Annotated in this window: 22 protein-coding genes and 3 pseudogenes; 9 read left to right on the top strand and 16 right to left on the bottom strand. The window is 71.4% G+C overall.

The features are described from left to right. Positions 1 to 79 precede the first annotated feature (79 nt). The 3 genes from AB0F11_RS30070 to AB0F11_RS30060 all read right to left on the bottom strand — a co-directional run bounded on the left by AB0F11_RS30070 (position 80) and on the right by AB0F11_RS30060 (position 2994). Positions 80 to 913: a PIG-L family deacetylase gene (locus AB0F11_RS30070; protein ID WP_362180336.1), complete on the bottom strand. Its 834-nt coding sequence runs from the start codon at positions 911 to 913 to the stop codon at positions 80 to 82. A gap of 335 nt (positions 914 to 1248) precedes the next feature. After that, on the bottom strand, positions 1249 to 2652 hold the full coding sequence (locus AB0F11_RS30065; RefSeq protein ID WP_362180333.1) for a hypothetical protein: 1404 nt from the start codon (positions 2650 to 2652) through the stop codon (positions 1249 to 1251). 105 nt (positions 2653 to 2757) lie between these two features. Next, positions 2758 to 2994, bottom strand: coding sequence for a hypothetical protein (locus tag AB0F11_RS30060; protein WP_362180331.1), 237 nt, complete (start codon positions 2992 to 2994; stop codon positions 2758 to 2760). A gap of 450 nt (positions 2995 to 3444) precedes the next feature. Between AB0F11_RS30060 and AB0F11_RS30055 the strand changes: the two genes are divergently transcribed. Next, positions 3445 to 4062: a TOPRIM nucleotidyl transferase/hydrolase domain-containing protein gene (locus AB0F11_RS30055; RefSeq protein ID WP_362180328.1), complete on the top strand. Its 618-nt coding sequence runs from the start codon at positions 3445 to 3447 to the stop codon at positions 4060 to 4062. A 171-nt stretch (positions 4063 to 4233) separates the two neighbouring features. Beyond that, on the top strand, positions 4234 to 4611 hold the full coding sequence (locus AB0F11_RS30050) for a hypothetical protein (RefSeq protein ID WP_362180325.1): 378 nt from the start codon (positions 4234 to 4236) through the stop codon (positions 4609 to 4611). 298 nt (positions 4612 to 4909) lie between these two features. On the opposite strand, the pseudogene AB0F11_RS30045 reads toward AB0F11_RS30050, so the two are convergent. The 3 genes and pseudogenes from AB0F11_RS30045 to AB0F11_RS30035 all read right to left on the bottom strand — a co-directional run. Continuing rightward, positions 4910 to 4996: pseudogene (locus tag AB0F11_RS30045) on the bottom strand (IS5/IS1182 family transposase); the annotation flags it as partial. A 78-nt stretch (positions 4997 to 5074) separates the two neighbouring features. Next, positions 5075 to 5905 (bottom strand): barstar family protein, encoded by an 831-nt coding sequence (locus AB0F11_RS30040; RefSeq protein ID WP_362180322.1) that lies wholly within the window; start codon positions 5903 to 5905, stop codon positions 5075 to 5077. Positions 5906 to 6181: 276 nt separating this feature from the next. Continuing rightward, a complete protein-coding gene (locus AB0F11_RS30035) occupies positions 6182 to 8167 on the bottom strand; it encodes a tetratricopeptide repeat protein (protein ID WP_362180320.1) in 1986 nt (661 codons plus the stop codon). A 235-nt stretch (positions 8168 to 8402) separates the two neighbouring features. On the opposite strand from AB0F11_RS30035, the gene AB0F11_RS30030 reads away from it, so the two are divergent. After that, positions 8403 to 8624: a hypothetical protein gene (locus tag AB0F11_RS30030; RefSeq protein WP_362180339.1), complete on the top strand. Its 222-nt coding sequence runs from the start codon at positions 8403 to 8405 to the stop codon at positions 8622 to 8624. Positions 8625 to 8627: 3 nt separating this feature from the next. Next, positions 8628 to 9068 (top strand): hypothetical protein, encoded by a 441-nt coding sequence (locus tag AB0F11_RS30025; RefSeq protein ID WP_362180317.1) that lies wholly within the window; start codon positions 8628 to 8630, stop codon positions 9066 to 9068. Positions 9069 to 9379: 311 nt separating this feature from the next. On the opposite strand, the gene AB0F11_RS30020 is transcribed toward AB0F11_RS30025, so the two are convergent. From AB0F11_RS30020 to AB0F11_RS29995, 6 genes and pseudogenes are all read right to left on the bottom strand, one after another. Next, complete coding sequence (locus AB0F11_RS30020) at positions 9380 to 9757, bottom strand: fic family toxin-antitoxin system, toxin component (RefSeq protein ID WP_362180314.1); 378 nt, start codon at positions 9755 to 9757, stop codon at positions 9380 to 9382. Beyond that, on the bottom strand, positions 9757 to 9993 hold the full coding sequence (locus tag AB0F11_RS30015) for a hypothetical protein (protein ID WP_362180311.1): 237 nt from the start codon (positions 9991 to 9993) through the stop codon (positions 9757 to 9759). Before AB0F11_RS30015 ends, AB0F11_RS30020 begins: the two co-directional genes overlap by 1 nt. A 139-nt stretch (positions 9994 to 10132) precedes the next feature. Next, the gene (locus AB0F11_RS30010) at positions 10133 to 10945 is read right to left on the bottom strand and encodes a phosphatase PAP2 family protein (protein ID WP_362180308.1); all 813 of its coding nucleotides are present in this window, start codon (positions 10943 to 10945) and stop codon (positions 10133 to 10135) included. A gap of 79 nt (positions 10946 to 11024) precedes the next feature. Continuing rightward, positions 11025 to 12005, bottom strand: a complete 981-nt coding sequence (locus AB0F11_RS30005) for a YihY/virulence factor BrkB family protein (RefSeq protein ID WP_362180305.1) — start codon at positions 12003 to 12005, stop codon at positions 11025 to 11027. A 40-nt stretch (positions 12006 to 12045) separates the two neighbouring features. After that, positions 12046 to 13836: a diacylglycerol kinase family protein gene (locus AB0F11_RS30000; RefSeq protein ID WP_362180302.1), complete on the bottom strand. Its 1791-nt coding sequence runs from the start codon at positions 13834 to 13836 to the stop codon at positions 12046 to 12048. A 351-nt stretch (positions 13837 to 14187) separates the two neighbouring features. After that, a pseudogene (locus AB0F11_RS29995) lies at positions 14188 to 14715 on the bottom strand (HSP18 transcriptional regulator); the annotation flags it as partial. Between the two features lie 132 nt (positions 14716 to 14847). On the opposite strand from AB0F11_RS29995, the gene AB0F11_RS29990 reads away from it, so the two are divergent. Further along, the gene (locus AB0F11_RS29990) at positions 14848 to 15282 is read left to right on the top strand and encodes an Hsp20/alpha crystallin family protein (RefSeq protein ID WP_362180299.1); all 435 of its coding nucleotides are present in this window, start codon (positions 14848 to 14850) and stop codon (positions 15280 to 15282) included. A gap of 89 nt (positions 15283 to 15371) precedes the next feature. After that, a complete protein-coding gene (locus tag AB0F11_RS29985) occupies positions 15372 to 15767 on the top strand; it encodes a DUF2267 domain-containing protein (protein ID WP_362180296.1) in 396 nt (131 codons plus the stop codon). A 78-nt stretch (positions 15768 to 15845) separates the two neighbouring features. Here AB0F11_RS29985 and AB0F11_RS29980 read toward each other — a convergent pair whose 3' ends face one another. After that, entirely contained in the window at positions 15846 to 16496 is a 651-nt protein-coding gene (locus AB0F11_RS29980; RefSeq protein ID WP_362180293.1) for a hypothetical protein, read from the bottom strand. Between the two features lie 543 nt (positions 16497 to 17039). Between AB0F11_RS29980 and AB0F11_RS29975 the strand changes: the two genes are divergently transcribed. Then, entirely contained in the window at positions 17040 to 18623 is a 1584-nt protein-coding gene (locus tag AB0F11_RS29975; RefSeq protein WP_362180290.1) for a serine/threonine-protein kinase, read from the top strand. A gap of 164 nt (positions 18624 to 18787) precedes the next feature. On the opposite strand, the pseudogene AB0F11_RS29970 reads toward AB0F11_RS29975, so the two are convergent. After that, positions 18788 to 19000, bottom strand: a pseudogene (locus tag AB0F11_RS29970) (transposase); the annotation flags it as partial. A gap of 504 nt (positions 19001 to 19504) precedes the next feature. Between AB0F11_RS29970 and AB0F11_RS29965 the strand changes: the two are divergent. Further along, entirely contained in the window at positions 19505 to 20479 is a 975-nt protein-coding gene (locus AB0F11_RS29965; RefSeq protein ID WP_362180287.1) for an L-threonylcarbamoyladenylate synthase, read from the top strand. 26 nt (positions 20480 to 20505) lie between these two features. On the opposite strand, the gene AB0F11_RS29960 is transcribed toward AB0F11_RS29965, so the two are convergent. Both AB0F11_RS29960 and AB0F11_RS29955 read right to left on the bottom strand, forming a co-directional pair. Next, positions 20506 to 21144: a carbonic anhydrase gene (locus tag AB0F11_RS29960; RefSeq protein WP_362180284.1), complete on the bottom strand. Its 639-nt coding sequence runs from the start codon at positions 21142 to 21144 to the stop codon at positions 20506 to 20508. A gap of 1415 nt (positions 21145 to 22559) precedes the next feature. Further along, positions 22560 to 23594: a saccharopine dehydrogenase NADP-binding domain-containing protein gene (locus tag AB0F11_RS29955; RefSeq protein ID WP_362180281.1), complete on the bottom strand. Its 1035-nt coding sequence runs from the start codon at positions 23592 to 23594 to the stop codon at positions 22560 to 22562. 71 nt (positions 23595 to 23665) lie between these two features. Between AB0F11_RS29955 and AB0F11_RS29950 the strand changes: the two genes are divergently transcribed. Then, on the top strand, positions 23666 to 24616 hold the full coding sequence (locus AB0F11_RS29950) for a helix-turn-helix domain-containing protein (protein WP_362180278.1): 951 nt from the start codon (positions 23666 to 23668) through the stop codon (positions 24614 to 24616). The last annotated feature ends 117 nt before the right edge of the window (positions 24617 to 24733 follow it).

The following is a 24733-nucleotide window of genomic DNA, read 5'->3' as shown; positions in this document are numbered from 1 at the left end:
CCGCCCGACTCCGCCTCGGCGGGGGCGGGCGGCGGGCCCCGCCGGCGCGCGCGGTGCCGCGGCCGGGCGGGCGGGCGGGTCAGCGCAGTCCGGCGAAGAGGTCGTTCTCGGGTACGGGCGCGCCGGTGTGGTCCTTGACGCGTACGAAGGTCTCCATGCCCATCAACGCGCCGAACCTCTCCTTGCCCATCTTGAGGAAGAAGATGTTCTCGCCCTGACTGGCGTGCGCAGCCAGCGCATCGAACTTCTGGCCGCTGAAGGCGGTGGTGTCCACCCAGGTGGTGATCTCATCGTCGGGGAGGCCGATCTCCGCCATCGCTGCGGCTTCGGCGGGGTCCGGCTCCGGCATGTCCTCGTGGAACTCGCGCATGACCTCCCCGAACCGCTGCATCGTCGAGCGGGGCACCGTCGTCCAGTACACCTTCGGCGTCAGCGCGGTCATCTCCAGCGCCGCCATCGTGATGCGGTGGGCCTGGATGTGGTCGGGGTGGCCGTAGAAGCCGTTCTCGTCGTAAGTGACGACGACATCGGGTCGGTAGTGCCGCATCAGTTCCGCAAGTCGGGCTGCGCCCTCCTCCACGGGGGTCTGCCAGAAGGATCCGGGGGCGTCATTGCTCGGCCAGCCCATCATCCCTGAGTCCGCATAGTCCAGCGTCTCGAGATGACTGACGTTCAGCACGTCACAGCTCGCCCGCAGTTCCTCACCGCGCATCAGGGCGACGGCCGCCGGATCGTGCCCGGGGTCAGCGGGCTTGACACCTTCCGGTCCGTCACCACAACGGCCGTCGGTACACGTGACGAGAACCGTGCGGATGCCCTCCGCCGCGTACCGCGCGAGGACCCCTCCGGTTCCCGTGGCCTCGTCGTCGGGGTGGGCGTGCACTGCCATGAGCGTCAAGGGCCGGTCGGTCATGGAAATCAATCCTCCTGCAGAGATACTTCTTCGTCCGAGTACGCGGTCGGCGTGCCGCGATCACCTCAGTCGATGCAACCGCGTCCGCCGGCCCGGCTGTTCCCCCCGGGCCCCCCTGATCGGCAGGGCGACCCTCAGGTGCGGGCTTCATCGCGGCGGTGCCCAGCCTGAGCTGGAGGGCACAGGTGGGGCGCAGGTGGTCCGGCCCTTCGCCCGACGCGGACTGAGATCGTAACGACTGCGTACCGTCACTGGGCCACGAAGGCCCGGCCGTCGCCGGGCACCGCCGGGGCCGCCGCCCGGGTGTCGGCGGCCCCGACGGGGTGGAGCGGGGGCTAGGGGCGGGCCAGGATGTCGGTCACCCGGTGCGCGTAGATCACCCGGCCGCAGGGGGAGCCGGCGTCGGTGCAGGTCGGGTCCGTGGCGTCCATGCGGTGCTCGGTCAGCGACCACAGGTACTGCGTGCCGCCGCCCGGCACGCTCTGCCCGTGCTCGAAGGACAGGTCCTCGGGACCGACCGCATTGGTGATGTTGGCGCCGTAGTCCACCAGCCGGCCGCCGGAGACGGTCGCCCGGCGCAGACTGCCGCTGTGGGTGGTCCAGCTGCGGTTGAAGTAGTACATGCCGTCGTAGCGTGCCGCGCCCTGGGTGAGGTCGCGGGGCAGGTAGAACGCGCCCGTCGCGGCGACCACGCCGTTGGCCGACTTCAGGAGGCCGGTGGCGTCATCGATGGGCAGTGTGCCGACCCGGCCCTTCTCGGGGTGCGTGTCGTCGGAGTCGCAGTACTCGCCCATGATCAGGGCCGGAGCGGTGGGGGCGCTGCGGTCGACGGAGATGTACGACGCCTTCGGCGCTCCGGTGGCCGCGCAGGTCGCGGCGGAGGTGTTGCCCTGGGCGCTGACGAACTTGTACGAGGCCACCTGCGGCATCACGTACCGGTACGTGTAGCCGTAGTAGACGTTGTTCTGTCGGCCGATCTGCGTGTCGTCGCGGACGTTGCTCTTCAGGCCGTCCAGCGTGGTGTCGTCCACCGAGGCGTTCTGGTCCGGGTTGAGGTCCAGGATGGAACGCATGTCGAACACGCGCAGGCCGTTCAGGGTGTCCGCGACGTAGAGGTAGTACTTGTACCAGGCGATGCCGCCCGCGTGGATGTCGACCGCTTTGTACGAGACGTGGTTGTAGCTGTTGTAGTACGGCTCCACCAGCAGAACGTGGCGGTAGCGCCGACCGTCGGGGTCGCCCGGTATCTCGGTCTGCGGGTCGAGGAACGACAGCCGCACACCCTTGCCGCCGGCCTTGTCGTACCAAGCAGTGACCAGTGGCTTGCGCGAGCCCCACAGCTCGTCGGTCTGGGCGTCCGAGACGCCGGTCATGCCCTGGGGGATCCATTCGTCGGTGGCGGAGTCGCCGGGATCCCAGCAGAGCTTCTTGGCAGGGGCGAGCACGTTGCCGTCGTCGCCCGAGCCGAACGGGTCCGAGGTGCAGGACGCGCCCGTCTTCGCGACCCGGTTGCCCTGGTCGAGGAGGTCCTGAACGCCCTGTGTGGGCAGGGCCGCTTTCAGGTCGGCAACTTGGGCGCTCAGGTCGGGTCCGGACTTGAGGTTGAACGAGGACGCGGCCGCCGGGTCTCCGGGGGCCGCGAGAGCGGGGGAACCGGTCAGGGGAACCGAAAGGACCGCCGCCACTGCTGCAGTGGCGACCCAAGCGGCGTACCTGCCGCGGGATTTACGGGATGGCATCGCTGATTCTTCGACCTTCACTGGGGAGAGAGCGATGATCATACGGATGGCCGCCAGACGCCCCTTGCACCGGGGGAGCAGACCCCGCACCCCGGCGGCGCCTCGTCAGGACGCCCCGTAGGTCAACCCGGCTCGTCGGCGCAGCCCGCGCAGGACCTCGGCCTGATGGCCGCGTTCGACGCCCGTGTGATCCACCGGGAGTTGGGGGCGCTGGCCGCCCGGACGCCCGCTGTTCACGATGGAGATCAGGGCCGCGCTGCGGAAGGTGTCCGGGCACACGGCCAGGGCGATGGAGAGCTTCACCGAGTTGATCATCCGCCAGGTGCGCCAGGTCAGCGCCAAGGCGGAGGAGGCAGAGGCCCGGCTGACCGGGAGCCCCTGGTGGCCGGGTCAAGCCGCAACCGGCTCGCGGAGCTCCTGCTGAGCGAGGTCGGAAGGACCCGGCCCAGTGGCAGTTGCGGTGAGCGCTGCTCGCAGAGACCGACCGCGTCCTCGACGGACTGGGCCTGGGCAAACGCTCCCAGCGCCTGCTGGAAGAGCTCGACCCTCAGACCCTCCCGGCCCGGCGGACGCTTCGCCTCGCGCCCACGACAGCGCGGCAGGCGGCGCGGGCGGCACCGCCGCGTCACGATCGGACGTACGGCCCGGACACCGCGCAGGTCCACGTGCGAGCCGTCGAACACGGCTGCTGCCACCTGCGTGTGGACCGGCCCTGACGCGGCCGTCACCGGTCCCGTGCGCTGCGGCGGAAACTTGCTGGCGCGGTGGCCACACGGCGCGCAGACTCCGTTCATGACTGACATGGGATCGTTCCGAGAGGCAGTGACCGCGTGGGCGGCCGGCGGGACCGGGGACCGTGCGCGCAAGCTGGCCGCGCTGCTGCGCGTCCGGGCGGTCGTCCTGCTCGAAGGGGCGAGCGACGTCGCGGCGGTCAGCGCGCTCGCCGCGCGCCGCGGCCGGGACCTGGCGGCCGAGGGGGTCTGCGTCCTGCCGATGGGCGGTGCGATGAGTGTCGGGCGGTTTACCGGCCTCCTCGGACCGCGAGGCCTCGGCCTGCGCCTCACGGGACTGTGCGACGAGGCGGAGCGCGGCTACTACGCCCGCGGCTGGGAGCGCGCCGGTGCGGCACCCGAAGGGTTCTACGTCTGCGCGGCGGATCTGGAGGACGAGCTCATCCGCGCGCTGGGCGTGACACGGGTGCAGGAGCTCATACGCTCGGAGGGCGACCTGCGCCCCCTGCAGACCTTCCTGCGCCAGCCCGCACAGCGGGGCCGCACCCCGCAGCAGCAGCTGCGACGCTTCCTCGGCACGAAGAAGGGACGCAAGATCAGCTACGGACGGACTCTCGTCGAGGCCCTCCCCCACGACCGCGTACCCGCCCCGCTCGACGCACTGCTCGCCGGTCTCTGACCCGGCGCCCGCTACCCTTGCCCCTCGACCGGAACGGGCCAGGCGGGTGGTGTTCGGTCACGGTCGGCCGATTCCGGGTGGGCTGCGAAGTCGTCCGGCGGGTGTGTCGGCGACGGTAGGGAGACCATCCGCGGCTCGCTGTGGGTCGCGCCGTCGCCGGGAGTGTGAGTCATGCGTCGTTCTGTGCCCCTTCTGCTTGCCGCTGCCGCCTTGACCGGGCCGCTCGCCGTTCCCGCCGCCGCGGCCGACCCGACGCCGATCACCTCGCCCTACGTGCAGGCGGCGGCGGACGTCACCGCCGCCGGCGTGCTCAAGCGGGCGAAGAACATCGATTGGGTGCGGCACATCAACACCGGCCGGTACTGCGTGAAGGTCAGCAACCAGGTGAACCTGGCGTTCAGCGTGGTCCAGGTCGAACTGCCCAACTCCAACCGCCGGAGCTTCACCACGACCCCCAACGCCGTCTGCGGCACGAACGCCGTCACCGTCTACACCTACGACCTCAACGGCAGCTACGTCGACAACCCCTTCACGGTTGCCGTGTTGTAACCCCGGACCCGGTCAGCCGGTTCACCGGGCGATGACACCCCCGAGCGGTGCCGGCAGGCGCCGTCCTGATGCCAGGGAAGCGTGTTGCCAGGCGAAGTGCTTCGGCTGGCCCGTCCGTGTGCTTCGCTGTCGCGGTGGCGCGGCCCGACAGTACGGCATGAGCGGCTGCTTCGGCGTCGATGGTGTCGGTCTTGCCCCGCCGGCGCCGGGTGGCCTTGCCCGGCTGGTTCACCTCGATCACGACCAGGCCGTTGCCCCGCAGGAAGCGGCTCAATGCAGCTCCGCAGGAGCCGGTGCACTCCAAGGTCGGCGGCCGACCGCCCTTGCGGCCCAACCGTCTGCGGTTGGCGATCTGGTAGGCCGGCTGGGGGATCAGGGCCCGGATCTTGCCTTTGCGCAGGTGCTCGGGGATCGCTCGGGTCCGAACGACCTTCCCCAGGCCGGCCCCGGAAGCGACCAGCTGTCACTGAAGGATGACGCTCACGCGCGCCTCCTCGAGAATCTCGAGGAGCAGGTCGAACAACGCGACCTCGCGATCGCCAGCAGGCACGCGCTCCACCAACCGGGCCCTGGCCTCGGCCGAGGAATCCCAGTGCAAGGTGAACGGAGCGGTGGCACCCCAGCCGCCCCTCAGACAGTCCTCCAGCGCATCAAGGTTCCAGCCGAAGTATCCTCCGGGCCCATTGACGGACTCGCCGATCGCGCAGTAGAAGGTGTCCCTGTCAACGATGTGACGGCCGTCCACCGTGAACACCTGGCCTGCAGGGGCGTCGGGCCGTCCCTGACGTTGGTATTCCTGGGACCACAGCGCCACCGACAGCCACGCCCGTCTGTCCTCGGGAGCGAGTTCCTGCCACATGCCGGGGCGATTCAGGCGGCCCGTGCGGATCAGGTCCCACACCTGTTCCGCTCCGGCCAAGGCGTTCTGGCACCACAGTGTCACCGTGAGGTCGACGAGGCCGGCTCCACAGGCGGCGGGCTTGACGTCGATGACGGTGACCTCGTTGACGAAGTACGACCCCATGGTGGCACCGTCGCCGTCGAGAAGGTCGAACCAGGCGTTCCCCGCCACGGCACGACCACTGCCGACGTGCTCAACGCTCCGCAGGAGGCCACCCTGGGGAAGGCAGCCCGTGAGGTGCACTCGGCGAGCTCCCTCCTCATCCGACAGCGGCGTGAACATCCCCTCGGCCTCGTGAGCAAAGCCCCAGAAATCGCTGTCGCCCTCGTCCGAGGTCAGCGCGTACCTCTGCCCCTCGCCGCCCCGCCCTGATGTTTGCATCACACCCCCCATGAGACCACTGAGCCTACCGACGCCCAGCGGACCGGGCAGGTGTCCGCGTCCTGGCCGTAGGCCAGAGCGAAGGTGAAGGCGTAGGCCGCCCGGGCGGGGGTCCTTCCGCCCAACAGGCAGCCGGCTGAGCCGGGTTGTTCGTGTGGACATGGTGACCCGGCCAGGTCCTGGCCACCTCGCGCCTCGGCAAGCTCGCCCGCGCGGTGGAGGCTGCCGCAGGCCGGTGCGGCGCGGGCCGCCCAGTTCGGGATTGGGCCGTCAGAGTCTTCTGTGCACTCAGGATCGGCCAGTGGACCTTCTGAGGCGCCGCCACCCTCCGCGGCCACCTCCTTCGCCTGGGGTGTATGGCGGCGCGGTACCAGGCAACGGCGGCAGCGTTCTCGGGTGGTGCACCGACGCCAGCCGGGCCGCATCGTCAACGCGGCCGAGGATGGTGTAGGCCAAGAGCAGGTTGTCGATGACCTCACTCCGGAGCCGGTCGTCGGCAGCCTTCTCCGCACAGTCGGCTGCCTCATGCAGAACTCTGATGGCCTCATCCCGGCTGCCGCCGCTCCACAACGCGCAGCCGATGGCGTTGAGCGCCGACGCCAGCCCCGCCAACCTGTCGTGCTTGCGAAAGTGCCGGCTTGCCCGGTCGAGATGGACCAAGGCCATGGGGTCGCCGAGAGCGAGCAGGGCACGGCCCTGGCAGAGCAGTGCCTCGGCCTCGGAGATCTCGTCCTTCAGCGGCATCCAGAAGCAGCCTGCGGCCTCCTCGCTGTACTTAGCGGCCTCCTCAAACCCGCGCAGGTGCAGCAGGGCCTCGGCGAGGTCCTTGAGGGCGTGCGCCCGGCTGGTCATCCTTCCGCCTCGACCCTCCATCTTGTCCACGGCACGACGGAGGATCTTGACAGCTTGCTTGTGCCTGCCCTGGCGCGCGAGCGCACGGCCGAGGTGACTCAGCGCGACGTTCTCACGGAACCCTTCGCCTGCCTTGCGGAAGTACTTCGCGGCCCTGCGCGCGGCAGCAGCTGCATCATCCAGGCGCCCCTCGTCCTGGAGGGCGAGCCCGAGAAGGTCGAGAACGATGCCCGTGAGTTCGGCCTCGCCCAGCGACTCGCCCGCTGCGACCGCGTTCCTCAGGAGGGCCGTCCACTGAGGGAGGACCCGGCGCAGCCGCAGGTAGCCGCCCAGCGCAACCGGGAGCATCACCGCGAACCTCGTGTATCCGGCATCCTGTACCCGGATGGTCGTGGCCAGCAGGTTGGCGTACTCGTCGTCCAGCCACGTGACGCCCGCGCTTGGGTTTGCCACGAAGCGGGAGAGCGGGCCGTCGTTGCTCATCGCGACAAGGTCGTTGAGGTTGAGCGCGGCGGCCGCCGCCGTCTCCAGGTAGTAGGTGTACAGCCGATGCTCCGCCTCGGCGACTTCTCCGCCTCCATCAACTGCAGCTCGTTCCTCTGCATAGAGGCGGACCAGGTCGTGGAAGCGCCAGCGGCCCCAGCGCGGGATCTCGATCAGGTGGGCACGGGCGAGCGACTCCAGCCCAGGGTTGAAGGGCGCGAGCGGCAGGTGGCTGCACAGGTCGGCAATCCGCTCGGCCGCAACACGGTCGTCATCCACCCTCGTGTCGCCTGCGCCGAGCACTCGGCGCAGAACCTCGACGGCAGCGTCCGCATCCAGGGAACCCAGCTCCATCCGGGCCTCGCCGAGCACCAGTTTGTGGCGCGAGGTCACCAGCGCAGCGTGATGGCTGTCGCTGGGCAGTAGCGGACTCGCCTGCTCCTCATCCGATGTGTCGTCCACCACGATGAGCAAGCGCCGGCCATGCTCCGCGTAGGCAGCCAGCACCGAGCGGTACAGCTTGGCCAGCTCCTGCTCGTCGTTCCGAATGGGCTCGATGTGCTCGTCCGGTATGGCCAAGTCCCGCAGCAACTCGCCGAGAGCTTGCGCTGTCGACAGCCGGTTGCGGTGGTCGTAGCTGTGCAGTTCGATGATCAGCACTCCACCGGGGAACAGACCCTCGTCCTTCCAGGCCCGCCAGGCGGCCTCGATTGCCAGTCTGGTCTTGCCGATCCCCGGCATACCAACGATCGTCACCAGCCGGAATCGCTGCAGCCCTTCGACCGCTTCGGCGAGCTCGTCGCTGCGCCCGGTGAAGGCCCAGTCTCGCGCGGGCAGCGCGTTCAGCCTCGGCTTGACCTCGCGGGGGAGCGTGATGTTGATCTGCTGCCCCATCACGACCGTACTGAAGAACACCCCGCCACTGATGTGGTTGTTCACTCGCCCCTCCAGACCCCCGCTCACGCTAGGGCAGCCGCACTGCCGCGCGCGGCCCAATCCCTAACAAGCCATCCGTATTCCGGGCGTGAGCGGGCGTGAGCGGGCGTGATCGAACAGGGTTCCTGTTCGGGTGATCCTTGGGGCATCGGCTCGTTAGCCAGGGCTTCGCGGTGCCCATGGAATCCGAACTCAACCTGCACGATGATCGCCCCCGGCGCTTGGCCAGTTGTAGGGGCTGAAGCCCCCAAGCGCGCCAGGAGCGCACGCGTCCCTGAGTTCGGGGAGCGCCGGGGCCGTGCTCGTCAGATCGCTGACCACCTGGCTGACACAGCGCCGGGCAGACGTGAAGGTGACCGTCACGGCTGCGGGCGGCCGACGGGTGAGCGTTGACGTGCGCCGGACGTCGAGGCAGTCGTCAGGGAGATCAGCGCCTCGCCGAGCCTCCCGCGTCCGGTGAAGAGTGACCGACGATCCGGGCAACCAGCGCGCCGTCGGTGCGGCACTGGTACGGGACGCCAGTGAGGCAGGCGACATGCTGCTGGTCTACTACGCGGGCCACGGACTCCTGGACGACGACGGCCGGCTGTACCTGGCGCGGACCGGCACCGATCCGGCCCGGCCGGGTTTCACCTCGGTACCACTGGAACTCGTCCAACGGGACCTGGCCCGCGCCCGCGCCGGTGCACGCATCACCGCAGCCCTGCTCGACGCGCTCGCGCAGGAGGAACCGCTCACCCTCGACGGCATTTATCGACAGGTGGACCGCGAACTGGCCGGCTTGGGCCTGCCACGGCCGCAACGCCGCTCCGTCAACGCGGTCGGCGACGAGTACGTCCTCGTCCGCTGGGCTACGTCAACTTCTGCAAGCTCAGCGACATCGGCGCCGGCGAGCACAGCCTGAAGGAGGCCGTAGTGGGCGTCGCGGGCAAGACAGCGTTCCGCAGCGACCGCGAGCTGATCGAGCAAGGCCACAGACTCGCCTCGCCGCCCCCCCTGATCAGATGATCAGAAGGCAGGCCATGGTCCCGCCGGGCTCGAGCAGCGGTCTGCGCCCGCCCGCCAAGACCCCCACGGTGCAGGATGCACTGCGCCCGGGACCGCGGCGATCGGCGTCGCCCGCACCCGCCGAAAGCCCGCCCGGCCGATGACCCCCGACACGACCCGGCGCTGCCCCACCCACCTGCGCACTGGAGCCGCTCCCCCGTGCGGGCGTCAGGTCACGGTGGGCCAGGTCCGCAGCAGAGCGGCGATCCGCTCGGCGGTGCAGCCGGGGTCGAGGAGCAGGTCCTTGAGGGCGATCGCATCCTCACGGGTTGGCTTGACCGGGATGCCCACTGCCTCGAGGTACATGACTCCGGTCGCCGCAGCGACGGCCATGTTCGAGCGCTCCAGCCAGCGGCACCGGCCCAGCGTATGCACCAGGGCAGCAGCCTTGGCGTAAGGGCCGTCATAGACAGGCTGCTCGAACAGTTCGGCCCGGTGACGGGCAACCGCCGAGACCGGGACACCATAGTCGTCGGGGGCCGGATCGTTGGCGCCGGCGGCCTCGGCGACCTGCAGAATCCAGGGGACGTCGATGTTCAGATCCATCAGGCCGCGCGCACTCCCCGCGGCTCCTGGGCTGCCTCAGCATCATCGAAGACCGCCTGGTGCTCGGCAAGGAAGCGCGCGGCCGCGTCCACCGCACGGGCACGCAGACCACTGGCATCGTCCTGCACGAGCCGGGCCAGGTAGTCCCCGACACTCAGGCCCAGATCAGCAGCCCGCTTCTTCGCAAGCTCCGCTACGTCCTCGTCCACGCGTGCACCCAGCTGTATCTTCGCCATCCACGCATGGTAACAGTTGTTACCACCGTCCGTCCCGCTTGCGCACGCAGCAGCCCCCTCCCACCCCTCGTGAAGATCGGCAAGAGGGGAGACAAACCCTCCCCCTGTCACCACCTGGCGGCTCTCCGGAAGCACACGGTCAGTAACGCTCCGGGGCGCCCACCGGCGGCTCGGGGTGCTCGGAGCGGATCTCCGGCTCCAGACCCTGCGCGGGGGTGGTGCGGAGCCGCCCGACGTCCACGCGCCAGGCTTCGAAGGCCAGCGTCGTCGCCGTCACCACGGCCAGCCCGAGCAGCCAGCCCCCGACCACGTCGCTCACCCAGTGCACCCCGAGCGCCACGCGCGTGTAGCCCACACCCACCACCGAGACCGCCGCGAGCGCCCACGGCAGCGGACGCCGGCGGCGGGGCACCAGCGGCAGCAGGGCCAGCAGCAGCACCGCGCAGGAGGTGGTGGCCGTCATGGCGTGCCCGGAGGGGAAGGAGAACCCGGGCGCGTGGGAGACCGGGTCGGGCAGGTGCGGCCGGGCACGTGCGACCACGTTCTTCACCAGCAGACCGAGCAGGCCGCCGGCCGTCGCGGTGACGGCCGCCCACAGCGCCAGCCGTACGGCGCCGCGCACGAGGAGCCACACCACCAGCACCGCCACGAGCAGCCGCATCGTCACCGGGGCCCACACCACATGGGTCAGGAAGTCGAGCACCCGCACCCACGCGGGATGCTCCAGCGCCGCCGTGTGGAGCCGCTCGGCCGTCCCGTGGTCCAGCCGACGCAGCGGTGCCCACTGCGACTCCACCAGCACCAGGGCGAGCGCGAAGGGCACCGACACGAGGGCGGTCGCGGCCACCGTCGTCAGCAGCCGTGCGCCGAACCGGGTGTCGGGCCCCGACCGGCCGGGGACGAGCCGGGCGAGGAGACGCCTCGGGGTGGAATGCCGTGCCGTGCGTGCCATGGTCGTCGTGCTTCCTTTCAGGTGTTCTCCGCCGCGCGTCGGGGCCGTCCCACCGAGCGGGACCGGGCGCGCCCCGCGTTCAGACGCCGGGATCCTCCGTGACCGGTTCGGTCACCCCGGCCCGTACGGCCTCCAGCTGCGCGGCGAAGGCCAGCCCCAGGAACAGGGCCATGGAGGTCAGGTAGGACCACAGCAGCAGGGACACGAACGCGCTGAGGGGCCCGTACACGGTGGCGAAGGAGCCGTTGGCGCCGACGTACAGGCTCAGCCCCCACGTCGCCAGCAGCCACAGCACCAGGTACACCGTCGCCCCGAAGGCCAGCCAGGTGTAGCCGGGCTGGGTGCGGCGGGGTGAGAGGCGGAAGATGGCGCTGGTGGCCAGGAGGGCCAGCAGGACGCCCACGGGCCAGCGCAGCAGGTCCCAGGCGCGGATGGTGCCCGGGCTGAGGTGGTACACCTCGGCCACGGCCCGGCTGAGGTGCGCGCCGAGGACGGTGACGGCGAAGCTGAGTCCGAGCGGCAGGCCTGCGAGCACCGACATGACCAGCCCTCGGGTGTACTTGTGCAGGAACGGCCGGTCGCGTTCGTTTCCGTAGATGCGGTTCGCGCCCCGCTCCACCTGGCACAGGGCGGTGGTCACGTTCACGACGGAGAACAGCAGGCCCAGCCAGAGGGCGGCCTGGCTTCCGTCCCCCGGCCGGTGCCGGCTCTGCGCCAGGGCGTCGTCCACCATCTCCTGGCTCGGCCCGCTCGCCAGCCTCCGTATCGTCAGCTCCGCTATTCGCCCGATGGCCTCGGTGTGCAGCGCGTCGGACAGTCCGATGACCGCGATGGCCAGCGGGACGATGGACAGGACCGTCTGCAGGGCCAGCGCCCTGGAGTGGCTGAAGCCGTCGGCGTACCGGAAGCGGATGAAGGAGTCCCGTACGAGGCTCCACCCGCCGTGGCGCCGCAGCGCGGCCACGGCCTCCTCGGCGGAGAGCTCCTCGCCCTCCACGTCCAGCTCGGCCGGCACCGCCGCCACGTCCTGGCGTTGCGGTACCCGTGTCGCGGTTCCCATGCCCGTCACCCCTGTCGAAGTCGCTTCTCCTCAACCCGGCTCAGCCGCCGGCGGTGTGCGCGGCCGGCTCGGCGTGACCCGCTTCCCCGGCGGCGTCCCCGGCCGCGGCCGTACGCCCCTGCTCCCCCGGTGTGCACGGCGTGCGCGGCGGGAGCCAGATGCGCAGCGCGCCCGGTTCCACCTCCGCGCTCAGCCGGGTGCCGGTGCCGATGACGTCGCCGTCGAGCTCGCGCGGCTGGGGCCGGGCGAAGCGGATGTCGACGTGTACGGCGCTGAAGTACTCCAGCGCGCCGCCCGCCACGGTGCCGTACGCGCCGCCGGGCCCGGGCTCCGCCCGGCCGGGCAGCACGCGCGCCCCCAGATGCCCGGCCGCCGCGAGCCAGCCACGGGCTCCGCGAGGATCGAGCAGCACCACCTCCAGCCGACCGCTGTCGGGCCGGGCGTCGGGCAGCAGCGGCAGGCCACCCTGCAGACTGCCGACGTTGCCGATGACGACCATGCGGGCGCGGCGCTCCCGTACGGGGCCCCCGTCCAGGCGGATCGACAGGCGCATCCGGGGATCGCCGAGGTGGCGGACGGCCGACAGCACGTACGCGGCCCAGCCGAGGCGCTCCTTCACCCGCTCGGAGGCGTCGCCGACCATGGCGGCGTCGAAGCCGGCTCCCGCCATGACGGTGAAGCGGGCGGAACCGAACCCGTCGGCCCGGATCCGGCCCACGTCGATCCGCCCGGTCTCCCCGGACAGGGCCGCCTCCAGCGCTTCCGCCGGATCGGCGGGCAGCCGCAGGTTGCGCGCGAGCAGGTTGCCGGTGCCACAGGGGACCACCGCGAGCGGGATCCCGGTGCCGGCCAGCAGGTCGGCGCAGGCACGTACGGTGCCGTCCCCGCCGCAGACCACGACGAGGGCGGTGTCGTCTTCGGCGATCCGCTCGGCGAGTCCGCCGGCGGCGTGTTCGGCGGACGTCGCCGTCCACGCCTGGTCGGTGTAGCCGTGACGGCGCAGGATGTCCCGCACGTGCTCGGCCAGTTCGGCTCCGCAGCCGTGCGGGTGGCGCACCACCACGGCCCGCCGGGGTGCCCCGTCGGGGGAGGCGGGGCGGGCGGCCGGGAGCCGGTCCGCCGGGACGGTACCGAAGGCGGCATGCGCGAGCGGCCGGGGCCGAGCGGGCAGCAGCAGTGCGTGCGTCATGACGAGCAGGGTGCAGGCGCCGTTGAGCAGGCCGCCCACCACGTCGGAGGGATGGTGCATCCCCCGGTAGACCCGGGAGAACGCCACGAGCAGCGGAATCAGAAGCAGGGCGGCGACCAGGGCGTGCCGCAGCCATGACCGCTCGCCGCGCGGACGGAGGGCGACGAGGACGGCAAGGCCGCCGAACAGGGCCACCGACGCGCCGACATGCCCGGAGGGGAAGCTGGAGGTCGGCGGGGCGGCGTCCAGTGGGGGCACGTGCGGACGCGACCGTTCCACAACCAGGGTGACCAGCAGGAAGACCGCCGACTGCGCGGCCACGGCCCCGGCCAGGAACACCGCCTCCCGCAGCCATCGCCCCCGCGAGAACACCAGCATCGCGGCGACGGCGAGGGCGGTGAGGGTGATGATGCTCTGGGTGCCGGCCAGCAGGGACAACCACTCCGAGAAGGGCGTGGCGGGTCCGCCGCGGTGCGCGGCCAGGCTGCGGTTGATGCCGTCTTCCGCCGCCACCGGCCACTGGTCCGCGAGCGGGCCGGTGACCAACAGCCCCACGCCGACAACGAGGGCGGTCTGTAGCGGCAGCAGCCACAGTACGGGGAGGCTGCCGGGTCTTGCGGGCGCGCTGCGTTCAGGTTTCATTGACGACGTGTAACCCGCTGCGGGCCGCTCATGCGTGTGCATTGGTGCTCAGTGCGCCGGCGCCGTGGCGGCGCGGCGGACGGGGATGTCACCCATCGCTTTCCCTCCCGGTTTCCCGCCCGGGCTCCCGACCCCTGGACCCCGTGCCCCGCCGGCCCGCTGGCGGGGAGTCAGTGGGCCCGGTTGCGGCGTACGAGGGAGGCGTTCAAGGCCGTTGACCTCCTCGGACGGGTCGCCTCTGCCCTCGCCCGCGACTACGTCGCCGGCCTCACCACCACCCTTGAGGCGCCGCCCTAGCGGCGGGGGCGCCTTCGTCGCGCGGTGCGCGTTGGCCAGCCGATGGTCCGGTCGGGCGGCGTCATTCTCGACGAGGGCCTCGTCCAGATCGCAGACGGCGTTCCGGGCGCCGGTCGGGAGCCCCGCGAGGGAGGTGACCTGGCCGGCGGGCCGGCGCAGACCGGCTGCGTCCTCGCGGGCCCAGCCGGTCACGGCGCGGTCAGCGGCGCGTGAATCGCGCGTGGCCTGGACGCGCTGCTCGCCGGTGCTTCGTCGGCGCCGGGGCGCAGTCGCAGGTAGCGGCGCTCGGCGGCCTGACGGCCGGCCACCCCGAGCGGGCCGGAGAGGCAGCCCAGCTCGCGCCCCGGCTGCGGGCGCTTTCGATCAGCACGCTCTCCCAGCCGGCGAGCTGTTCGCGGAACTCGCGCAGCATCAGCAAGGCAGCCAGAGCCGGGTGCGGGCCCGCGGCCGACTCGGCGTCGCTGTGGACGCTGCAGATCCCGCGGGCGGCTGCTGCGCGTCCCTCACGGCCTGGTCGATGGCCTCCAGGGCTGCGGCGGCGGCAAGGAAGGAGACCTGGGCGGCCGGTCGGGGCGACCTCATTCAGGGCGCTCTCCGCAGCTTGTCATCCTTCTGATGACTGCCTGCTTGTCATCGTTTCGACGACATGTTACAACGGGAGCACGTGGAAGCGCATTGGCAGTTCCTGCCTGAACCACATGGAGGTCTTTCGAGATGTTGATGCGCACCGACCCGTTCCGCGAGATGGACCGGCTCTTCCAGCAGCTGTCGGGTACGACCGGAACCTGGTCGAAGCCGGCCGTGATGCCCATGGACGCCTACCGGGAGGGCGACGCGTACGTGATCGCCTTCGACCTCCCTGGAGTGAGCACCGAGGCGATCGACATCGACGTCGAGCGGAACATGCTGACCGTCAAGGCGGAGCGCCGTCCGGCCGCCAAGGACGACACCGTGCAGATGGAGCTCTCCGAGCGGCCGCTCGGTGTCTTCTCCCGCCAGATCATGCTGGCCGACACCCTCGACACCGAGCACATCGAAGCCGACTACGACGCGGGGGTCCTGACCCTGCGGATCCCGATCGCCGAGCGCGCCAAGCCCCGCAAGATCGCCGTCAGCGGCGAGTCGGGCCGCAAGCAGATCTCCGGCTGAACGACCCCCGTACCAGCGGCGGAGGACGGAGGAAACCGGCCCCTCCGGCACCCCGTCCTCCGCAGCTCCCCTGCTCTGGAGGTGACGCGATGCCGATACGCCAGGAGGCGTTCGTGGACCACGTCCGGGAACGCGGCGAGTACCGGAGCCAGGCGGAAGCCGAACGAGCGGCCCGTGTGGTCCTGGCCCTGCTGGGCGCACACCTGGTGGGAACCGTGCGCGCCGAGCTCGCCGCCCGTCTTCCCGAGACGTACGCCCTGATCCTCCTCAACCCACTGCAGGCCGCCGAACCGCTCTCACCCGAACGCTTCGTCCGGGCGACCGCGGCCTGGATCGAAGGCGCCACCGAGAAGACAGCTCTGTGGGACATCGGCGCGGTCCTCAGCGCCGTGGCCGCGGCGGCAGGAGACGACCTCATGCGCGAAATCCTGCTCCAGCTCCCACCCGGCTACGACCTCCTCTTCGGCCATCCCCAGCCCACCTGACCGCCCGGATCCCGGTGACGGACGGCGGCACGGTCACCGTGCTGGCACACGGACCGCGCCGCCCTGCCCGGCGGGGGATCAGCCCCCGATGGGCCGGAAGATCCCGCCCGGAATGACCACCGGACGGTCGATCGCCTTGAAGCGGTACTCCATGCTCACGTCGTCGATCAGGAACGGCATCCGGTTCGCCGCGTCCTCGATCACCGTGAAGCTGATGTTCACCTTCTGCGGAGACGAGCTGTAGAAGGCGCCGGGCAGCGTGACCGTCACCTTCTCGTAAGAACCGTCGGTTCCTGCCTTGTTCATGCGGTCGTGCAGCTCGTAGGGCGTGCCGTCCTCCGCGGTGGCCTCCACGATCAGCTGACGGAAGCCGAAGCTGCTCGCCGAAGCCGCATGGACCACGTCGCTGCGCACCCAGAACGACAGCACCGGAACCCGGTACGCCGGGACCGTGACCTGCTGCGAGATGCGGCTCATGCCGGTCAGGCCCTGGCCGCCCAGCTCCGCCTTGCCGGTGCCCGAGTGGGCCGGCCACGCGGAGGCGTTGTTGATGGGGTGCCCTGCGAACGGGGTCACCTTCTCGTTCCAGGACGCGTTGCCGCTCTCGAAGCCGGGGTTCGCGATCTCGGACGTGCCCGCGCTGGCGCTCGGTGCGGCCATGAACGTGCCCGTGACCGCGACGGCGGTGGCGGCGGCGAGAATGCTCGCTCTCCGCGCTCTCTTTCTCATGGTTCTCCTGGCTGTTTACCTGATTCCGAACGGGACGCGCCGCAACAGCCGGGCGGCGACCCCGTGCCCCCTTGACGGCATGTCAAGGGGGTGATGCGGCGGGCCCTGCCCGCGAGTACGGTGGTCAGCCGTCTCAACCGCGGCGCACACTGTAACGCCTCGGTGTGACAGTCCGGCCAGGAGTCCCCGCCGGGGAGGGCAACATGGCGATCCCGCGGCCCGGCGGCGGAGGGTCAACGGCCCCCAAGACCGCCGCTGGATCCCGAACACGGGCCGGATCATCGACGAGCGCCCTACGACGGCCGGGTCGACTGTCTGCATCCCGGAACGGGGGCTCACCGCACTGGGCGTTCCCGGTGGGCCCTATCATGACCCCGCTGCGGACCGGGCACTGTTCGGCGCTGCGTTCAGGTTTACGTTGCAGTGCGGCACAGCTCTACGACTACGACACCCACATCAACGACCCCTCGTTCGCAGGGTCGGGAACCGGCCACGGCGCGTGCCGTGTCCCGTCGGGTGGTGGCCCACACGGGGGGACGGGAAATGCAGGCATGGGTGGTCCCCGGTTACACGGAGACCAGAGAACTCGGCTCGGGCGGCAGCGGCCGCGTGGTGCTCGCCGTGCACGAGGGGACGGGAATTCCCGTCGCGGTGAAGTACCTCAGCGACCGCCTCCGCAGCGATCCGGCGTTCGTGCGGGAGTTCCGCGGGGAGGCTCGGCTGCTCGGGGCGCTGCACTCGCCGTACGTGGTCGGGCTCTACGAGTACGTGGAGGCTCCGGACGGCGCCGCCATCGTGATGGAACTGGTGGACGGCATCGCCCTGCGCGAGCTGCTCAAGCAGTCGGGCCGGACCGGCCCCGAGGCGGCGCTGGTCGTGCTCAAGGGCTCCCTGCTGGGCCTGGCGGCCGCGCACCGGGCCGGGGTCGTGCACCGCGACTACAAGCCGGAGAACGTGCTGGTCGCGGCCGACGGCTCCTCGAAGCTGGTGGACTTCGGCATCGCCGCGGGCCGCGACACCACGCCCGGGGTGGCGGGCACGCCCGCCTACATGGCGCCGGAGCAGTGGCAGGGCCGGCCGGCCTCACCGGCGGCCGATGTGTATGCGGCGACGGCGACCTTCTTCGAGTGCCTGACCGGGCGGAAGCCCTACGGCGGTGGCAACTTCGCGGAGCTGGCGCTCCAGCACATCGAGGCCCCGGTCCCGGACGCCGAGGCCCCCGAGCCGGTGCGTTCACTGATCCGCCGGGGCTTGGCGAAGCGGCCCGAGGAACGCCCGGAGAACGCCGAGGCGTTCGTGGCGGAGCTGGAGAGCATCGCCTGCGCGGCGTACGGGCCGGACTGGGAGGAGCGCGGGCAGCGCAAGCTCGCGGCACTGGCCGCACTGCTGCCGCTGCTGTTCCCGTCGGCGGCCGGGACACCGGCGTCCACCACGGCCTTCGCCACGACCTCGCTGTGGGCGCCCGGGCGGCGCGGCTGGCTGGGCGCCGGCGTGGCGCTGGTGCTGGGCGCGCTGCTGATCTTCACGCAGGCGTCGGCCACCGACCGGGTGGGCGAGCCGACGGAGCTGAGCGCGTTCGCGACGACCAGCGCGGCCCCTCCGGGGACGGGTCCGACCGGGTCGGCCGCTCCGTCGGGATCGCCGTCCGGGTCCCCGTCGTCGTCGGCGTCCGCGAGCCCGTCCGCTGCGGCTTCCGCCTCGGCTTCCCCGTCCGCTTCCTCGTCTCCTACGACGACCCCGGGCGCACCGGCCACCCCGACGCCCGCGACTCCCACGCCGACAGGGAAGCCGCCGACCATGCCTCCGGCGTCGCCTGCGGTGACCGTGAAGGCGGTGCGGGTCAGCTCGTTCCGGCAGACCGGCTTCACGGCGGCGCAGGTGACGCTGGCCGTCGACGCCAGCGGTCCGGCGACCGTCCGGCTGGAGTGGTTCAGCAGCAGCTCCCCGGGCACGCTGGGCGCGGCCGAGGGCTCCACGACGTTCTCCTCCGCCACCGCGGCGAATACCAGGACCCTCACCTTCGCGGGGCAGGGCTGCTACTGGCACGTGCGGGCCACCACGACTCCCCCGGCGAGCAGCGGAGCCGCGACGGCCTACCTGACGATCTCCAGGTGCCAGATCCGATGAGCCACGACGACTACAGCGCCACCGTCCTCGGCACCCATTGGGTCAGCGGGTCGCCGGGGCCGACGGGCGTCACCCCCTCTCAGGCGGGCACTGTCGCCGCGCAGGCAGGCACTGTCTCCGCACAGCTCGGCGCGACTCTCGTGGAGACGCCCGTTGCCCCCGGGCCGGGCGACGTCGATCCGGCCCCGGTTCAGCCTGCCGTACAGAGCGCCGTGCCCACGGCGGTGTTCGGGTGTGAGCGCGAGGTCGACCAGCGTCCCCACCGGCCCGTGCGTGCAGAGCAACGCGTCGCCCCGCGAAGTCAGACACACGTACAGCTCCGACCGGAAGCGTGATACTTCCGTGAACGTATCCCGGGGAGCGCCCCGGTGCCCCAGACTCACGGCCACGGCTTCGCGCTGATCCACTCTGTGACGGAGCAGAGGATCACGCGAAGGCCGCCTACATGTCGCTGAACTGCAAAAACGCCGACCAGGTTCGAGCCGCGTTCGACTCCGGACCATGAATTGCAAGCTGATGGTCCCGGCCGACGTCACCATTGCGGCGGCCTGGCACCCACTGGAGCCACTTCGTCCGGCGACGGCCGCGAGGGCGCCGGCGGCGGTGAACAACGCACTGCGCCGCCAGTCGTTGCACACCGCATCGCGGGCCGACGAAGCAGCTCTCCAACGGAGCTGCGACACTTCGGCGGTGCCACCGCGCGCCCAGGGCCGGGCACGGCTCCTCACGGTGCCTGCCCGTACGGACGTGGCGGCAACGGAACCGCGGTCGGCTCCAACCGGATGGTCTGGGCTGAGTCCCTGAAACCGACCGGAGGACCGATGCTCGGGCACATAGAGCGGGCCGCGGGTGAGCGGAACAGTGGAAGGATTGCAAGGGTGATGGCAACAACCAACGACATCGAGAAGGCGGCCGGCGTGCTGCGCGCCGGGGGCCTGGTGGCCCTTCCGACCGAGACCGTCTACGGTCTGGGCGCCAACGCCGAGGATCCCGCCGCTGTCTCGCGGATCTTCCAGGTCAAGGGGCGTCCGCCCTCCCATCCGCTGATCGTCCACCTCGGCGGCGCGGAGCAGCTGGACGACTGGGTGGAGGAGGTGTCCACGACGGCGCGCCTGCTGGCCGAACGCTTCTGGCCCGGGCCGCTGACGCTGGTGCTGCGGCGTGGTCGCCGAGTGCCGCTGGAGGCGACGGGCGGACTGGAGACGGTGGCGGTGCGTGTGCCCGACCACCCCGTGGCGCTCGCGCTGCTGTCGGCGTTCGGCGGCGGCATCACGGCTCCGTCCGCCAACCGCTTCGGATCGGTGAGCCCCACCACGGCCGATCACGTCCGTGCCGAGCTCGGTGACGCGGTCGACTTCGTCCTGGACGGCGGTTCCTGCCAAGTCGGTGTGGAGTCGACCATCGTCGACGTCACGGGCGAGATCCCGGCCATCCTGCGGCCCGGCGGGGTCACCCGCGAGGACCTCGAAGCGGCGGTCGGGTATCGGCTGACGGTCCCTTCCACGAGCACCGTCCGGGTGCCCGGCCAGCACCCGTCCCACTACGCCCCCCGCGCGCGGGTCGTCCTCGTCGCACCGGAGAAGGTCATCGCCGAAGCCGAGCTGGCCCACGAGCTCGGGCACCGGGTCGGCGTTCTCCTCCCGCCCGCCTCCGCCGGCACCCCGGTCAAGGCGCACGCGGTGGTGGCCCTGCCCGCCTCGGCGGCCGCCTACGCGCGCGGCCTGTACGGCTTCCTGCGCCGGCTCGACCAGCAGGGCTGCGACCTCATCGTCGCCTCCCTGCCGGCCGAGGAGGGGCTGGGGCTCGCCATCGCCAACCGGCTCCGCCGCGCCGCAGGCCCCCGCCCCGCCGTGTGAACCGGCCCCGGCGCGAGGCCGGACGGTCAGGACTCGGTGGCCGCCGCTTCGAGGCCGCGGGTGGTGACGAGCTGGGCGCTGCCGTCGGCCAGGCGGTAGGACATCCCCACCACGCCGAGCCGGCCGGCGGCCACGGCCTCGGCCAGGACTCGGGAGCGCTCCAGCAGCAGGTCCACGGTGTGCTCGATGTGCTCGGCCAGTATCTCCTCGGCGCTCTCGCGTCCCGCGGCGCGGGCAGCCAGCACGCTCGGGGTCACCCGTTCGACCACGTCCCGGACGAAGCCGCCCGGCGTCCGGCCGTCCTCGAGGGCGGAGCAGGCCGCGGCGACCGCGCCGCACGAGTCGTGGCCCAGGACGACGACCAGCGGCGCGTTCAGGACGCTCACGCCGAACTCGATGGACCCCAGCACCTCGGTACCGGCGACGTGCCCGGCGGTGCGGACCACGAACAGGTCGCCCAGACCGCGGTCGAAGATGATCTCGGCGGCCAGGCGGGAATCGGAGCAGCCGAACAGCACGGCGAACGGCCGCTGGGACGGCGCGGTCTCGGTACGGCGGACGGCGTCCTGGTTCGGGTGCTCAGGAGTGCCCGCGACGAAGCGCTGGTTGCCGGATATCAGCAGGTCGAAGGCGTCACGGGGCGTCGGAGTCTGGATCTCGGTCATGGCTGGCAGCCTACGAGGCGACGCCATTCCCCGCACCACCTGGTCCCCCACCACCATGCGCGCAGGCTACGCTTACGGCTCGCACGGCACCCCAAGCGGCAAAGCAGCCCTCGACGCACACCGCAGCGCGCGGCGCAGCTGCCGCGCCCCGTAGCGCCAGCCGACCGCGTCTGGGGCAAGCGAAGCGCCTGGCCTCGGCCGTCCTCCACGCCAGCGCAACGAGCCGGGACGCGGCGCGCGATGTCGGCCAACGGAGGTTGGCGCTACCTCCGGCGGGGAGCAGGCTTTGGGAGGCAGCGTTGTCGCCCTTCCGGCAGGGCTGTGAGCGGGGGCATCCCGTGCCCGGGGGCCGGCCTTCGCCGGGGGGAAAGGAACGTCTACGGTGACGGCTGTCCATTCGACGGTCTGCTCGGTACCGGCCCAGCCGCAGGAGCATTCCGCGCGCAGCACCGCGGCTTCCTCACGGAGCGCCCGCAGGCCTTCGGTCAACCGGCCGCGTGCCGGAACAGCCGCCCTCCCGCGCAACGGGAGTGGACCGGTCCTGACGCTGGTGTGTGGGCGGGCATCGCGAGTGCGTAACGGACGGCCCGACGCCGTAGCGCCCCGCATCCGGAAGAGCAGCGGGGGCGGCACCCGTCACCCGGTCGCGCATCCAAACCCTTAAAGGCTCGTCGGTTAACGAATCGCAACGGGGATTGCGACGGCAGCTGTGCTGTGCGCGACCACCGTGGCTGCCGCGGCGCCGGCGACGGCGGCCACGCCTGAGTCGGTGTCCCGGGCAGCAGCGTCCGCCTGCAGCAAGTGGTACGACAATGCCGGCCCCGGAGGAGCCAGGCGGTACCACGTCAAGTGCGCGGGCACCGGAGCGTACCTGCGGGTCTGGATCACCTGTGCCGACGGCAGCAAGCACACGAGCGTCTGGCGATTTGAGTACCAGAAGGCCGAGTGCCCCAGCGGCGTGCGATCGGGGACCGGAGGCTGGCGCTGGAAGTACGTGTGACGACAGCGAAGTAGAGCCCTGTCCTACTGCAGACTCCGAGGGCGCGAAGGCCCGGTCTGCACCCGTGGTTGCACTGTCCATGGCTCCTCGGTGTTGCGTGACGTCGGTCCACGGCCTGCGAGGTGGCTCCGGCTGTCTCCGGACTACCGCCGCCGGCACGGTGGTGCCACGACCTCGGGGGGAGCGTCCCGCCTTGCGGTCCCGTGACCGGTCGGCGCAGGGCGTGACCGCTCCGTCTCCCGTGATCGGTCGAACCGCACGTCAGGCTGTGCAGGGCGGCTTGCCCAGGCTCCCCCCTCCCGGGTTTGCCCAGTCAGCTGGGGCCGGTCCCACGGCGGACTGGCAAGCCCCTGCCGGATGATCGCCGGCACCAGCTCAACACTGATGGCACGCGCGGCCTGAAGGGAGGTGTCGGTCAGCGCCGTGACCACGTGATGTCGGCGACCGACGAGAGGAAGTCCTCGGCGTCGAAGACCTCCCCCGGGGCGCGCATCCCGGAGGCAGTACCGCTCGGCAGTGTCCGGCCCGCGAGGATCCGGACGGCCGCCTCGGCGACCACCGGCGCGGTCACCGCGTAGATGTCCCGACCGACCGCGGACGCGGCGCGGCGCTCGGCCCCGCGCGTCACCACGACGTCGATCAGCCACGACTGCGCCGAACGGCCGTCCTCGGACACGGCGGTGGGCGCCGGAGTGCCCGGGTCCCGCAGGTCGGCCAGCGGCGCCTCGTTCATGAACGCCCGGACCTCGGGGGCCTTGAGGTGCCGCGAGATGGTGACCTGGTCGGCCGTCCCCAGCGCACGCACCGGCTGCGTACCCGCCGGCGCGGGGAAGTCCCAGTCCGCCGGAACGTCCTGGTTGTCGTCGAACGGCACCAGCCGACCGCCGCTCACCGTCACCCGCTTGCCCGCGCTGCGCGCCCCTGCCTTGCGGGTGCCGGCCGTCGGGTGCCAGCTGTCGAGCGCGAACGCCACGGAGATGTCGTCCGCGGCCGCCCAGTCGCCCATCGCCACGGTGGCCAGCAGGTCCGGCAGACCCCCGAAGAAGCCCAACGCGGGCAGGAACAGCAGACCGCTCCCCGCCAGCCGGTCCCGGTAGGTCTCGAAGCTGTGGCGGGTGACCGGTTGCTCGCCGGTGATGTCGATGTAGTGGATGCCGGCGCGCAGCGCAGCCTCGATCAGCGGTCCGGTGGTGTCGCCGAACGGGCCCGCGGCGTTGACCACCAGCGCGGCGCCCGCCACCAGCGCTTCCAGGGATCCGGGGTCGTCGACGGTGGCGACATGGGTGCGGGCGTAGGGGTGGACCTCGGCCAGGGCGGTCATGCGTTCCGGATTGCGGCCGCCGAGGGAGAGACCGAAGCCGCGCTCGTGGAACTCTTCGATGAGGAAGCGGGCCGTGTGGCCGTAGGCGCCGAAGATCGCGACAGTCTGCTGCGGTGTGTTCGTGTTCATGGCATCGATCCTGGGATCAACAGGCCGCTCGCACGAGTGTCGGAAAGGACGCCACCCGTACACTTTCGGACATGACTTTGGTGGTGATGCCCGTGTACGACGGGGCGATGCTCTTCGAGGCGGCCATCGCCCTGGAGATCTTCGGCGTGGACCGCCCGCACTTGGCCGACCCCTGGTACGAGTTCGCGGTCTGCGGACCGCAGGACGCCCGGCTGGGCGGCCTGCTGCGCGTCGACACCCCGCACGGGCTCGACGTACTCGCCCACGCCGACACCGTGATCGTGCCGTCCTGCGACGACATCGAGGCCGATCCGCCCGAAGACCTGCTGGAGGCGCTCCGTGACGCCTACCGGCGCGGCGCCCGTATCGCGTCGCTGTGCACCGGCTCGTTCGTCCTCGCCGCCGCCGGACTGCTGGACGGGCGCGAGGCCGCCACACACTGGTGGCACGCGGCCCGGCTCGCAGAGCGCTACCCGCAAGTGCGCGTCAACGCCGATGTCCTCTACACCCACGACGGGCAGCTCCTCACCGCCGCGGGCAAGGCCGCCGCCCTCGACCTCAGTCTCCACCTGGTGCGCCTCGACCACGGCACCGCAGTTGCCAACGCGCTCGCCCGCATCCTGGTCGTGCCGCCGCACCGCGCCGGCGGCCAGGCCCAGTACATCGCCGCGCCCGTCCCGGCTCGAAGCGGTGACGGATTCGCCGACCTGCAGGACTGGGCCCTCGACCGGCTGCACCAGCCGTTGACCGTACAGGACCTGGCCGACCGCGCGGGCATGAGTACCCGGCACCTGACGCGGCTATTCCACCAGAGCACCGGCCTGACGCCGCTGCGCTGGCTGCACGCTCAGCGCATCAGGCGGGCGCAGGAACTCCTGGAGACCACCGACACGCCCGTCGAACGGATCGCCGTGCACACCGGCATGGGCACGGCCACCACCCTGCGCCGACACTTCAGCCGCGCGGTCGGAGTGCCCCCGGACACGTACCGGCGCACCTTCCGCGGCCAAGACAGCCCATGACCCATCCGAACCCCCGGAAGCCCACAGACCAGAACCCCGCAGCAGCCGACGGCTGCCCGAAGCGGCGGGGTAGATGGACGACCGATGCCATCAATATTCGTGGTCCAGCCGAGGTAA

Source organism: Streptomyces sp. NPDC032472 (genome assembly GCF_040636955.1).
In the GTDB taxonomy this organism is placed as follows: Bacteria; Actinomycetota; Actinomycetes; order Streptomycetales; family Streptomycetaceae; genus Streptomyces.
Note: the sequence above shows the minus strand (reverse complement) of the source record. Positions and strands in the feature narration are given on the sequence as shown.

Bases quoted from the DNA above. Each gene is read 5' to 3' on its own strand.
- AB0F11_RS30070 (WP_362180336.1), bottom strand. From the start codon at position 913: ATGACCGACCGGCCCTTGACGCTCATGGCAGTGCACGCCCACCCCGAC.
- AB0F11_RS30065 (WP_362180333.1), bottom strand. From the start codon at position 2,652: ATGCCATCCCGTAAATCCCGCGGCAGGTACGCCGCTTGGGTCGCCACT.
- AB0F11_RS30055 (WP_362180328.1), top strand. From the start codon at position 3,445: ATGACTGACATGGGATCGTTCCGAGAGGCAGTGACCGCGTGGGCGGCC.
- AB0F11_RS30050 (WP_362180325.1), top strand. From the start codon at position 4,234: ATGCGTCGTTCTGTGCCCCTTCTGCTTGCCGCTGCCGCCTTGACCGGG.
- AB0F11_RS30040 (WP_362180322.1), bottom strand. From the start codon at position 5,905: ATGGGGGGTGTGATGCAAACATCAGGGCGGGGCGGCGAGGGGCAGAGG.
- AB0F11_RS30020 (WP_362180314.1), bottom strand. From the start codon at position 9,757: ATGGATCTGAACATCGACGTCCCCTGGATTCTGCAGGTCGCCGAGGCC.
- AB0F11_RS30015 (WP_362180311.1), bottom strand. From the start codon at position 9,993: ATGGCGAAGATACAGCTGGGTGCACGCGTGGACGAGGACGTAGCGGAG.
- AB0F11_RS30010 (WP_362180308.1), bottom strand. From the start codon at position 10,945: ATGGCACGCACGGCACGGCATTCCACCCCGAGGCGTCTCCTCGCCCGG.
- AB0F11_RS30005 (WP_362180305.1), bottom strand. From the start codon at position 12,005: ATGGGAACCGCGACACGGGTACCGCAACGCCAGGACGTGGCGGCGGTG.
- AB0F11_RS30000 (WP_362180302.1), bottom strand. From the start codon at position 13,836: ATGAAACCTGAACGCAGCGCGCCCGCAAGACCCGGCAGCCTCCCCGTA.
- AB0F11_RS29990 (WP_362180299.1), top strand. From the start codon at position 14,848: ATGTTGATGCGCACCGACCCGTTCCGCGAGATGGACCGGCTCTTCCAG.
- AB0F11_RS29985 (WP_362180296.1), top strand. From the start codon at position 15,372: ATGCCGATACGCCAGGAGGCGTTCGTGGACCACGTCCGGGAACGCGGC.
- AB0F11_RS29980 (WP_362180293.1), bottom strand. From the start codon at position 16,496: ATGAGAAAGAGAGCGCGGAGAGCGAGCATTCTCGCCGCCGCCACCGCC.
- AB0F11_RS29975 (WP_362180290.1), top strand. From the start codon at position 17,040: ATGCAGGCATGGGTGGTCCCCGGTTACACGGAGACCAGAGAACTCGGC.
- AB0F11_RS29965 (WP_362180287.1), top strand. From the start codon at position 19,505: ATGGCAACAACCAACGACATCGAGAAGGCGGCCGGCGTGCTGCGCGCC.
- AB0F11_RS29960 (WP_362180284.1), bottom strand. From the start codon at position 21,144: ATGACCGAGATCCAGACTCCGACGCCCCGTGACGCCTTCGACCTGCTG.
- AB0F11_RS29955 (WP_362180281.1), bottom strand. From the start codon at position 23,594: ATGAACACGAACACACCGCAGCAGACTGTCGCGATCTTCGGCGCCTAC.
- AB0F11_RS29950 (WP_362180278.1), top strand. From the start codon at position 23,666: ATGACTTTGGTGGTGATGCCCGTGTACGACGGGGCGATGCTCTTCGAG.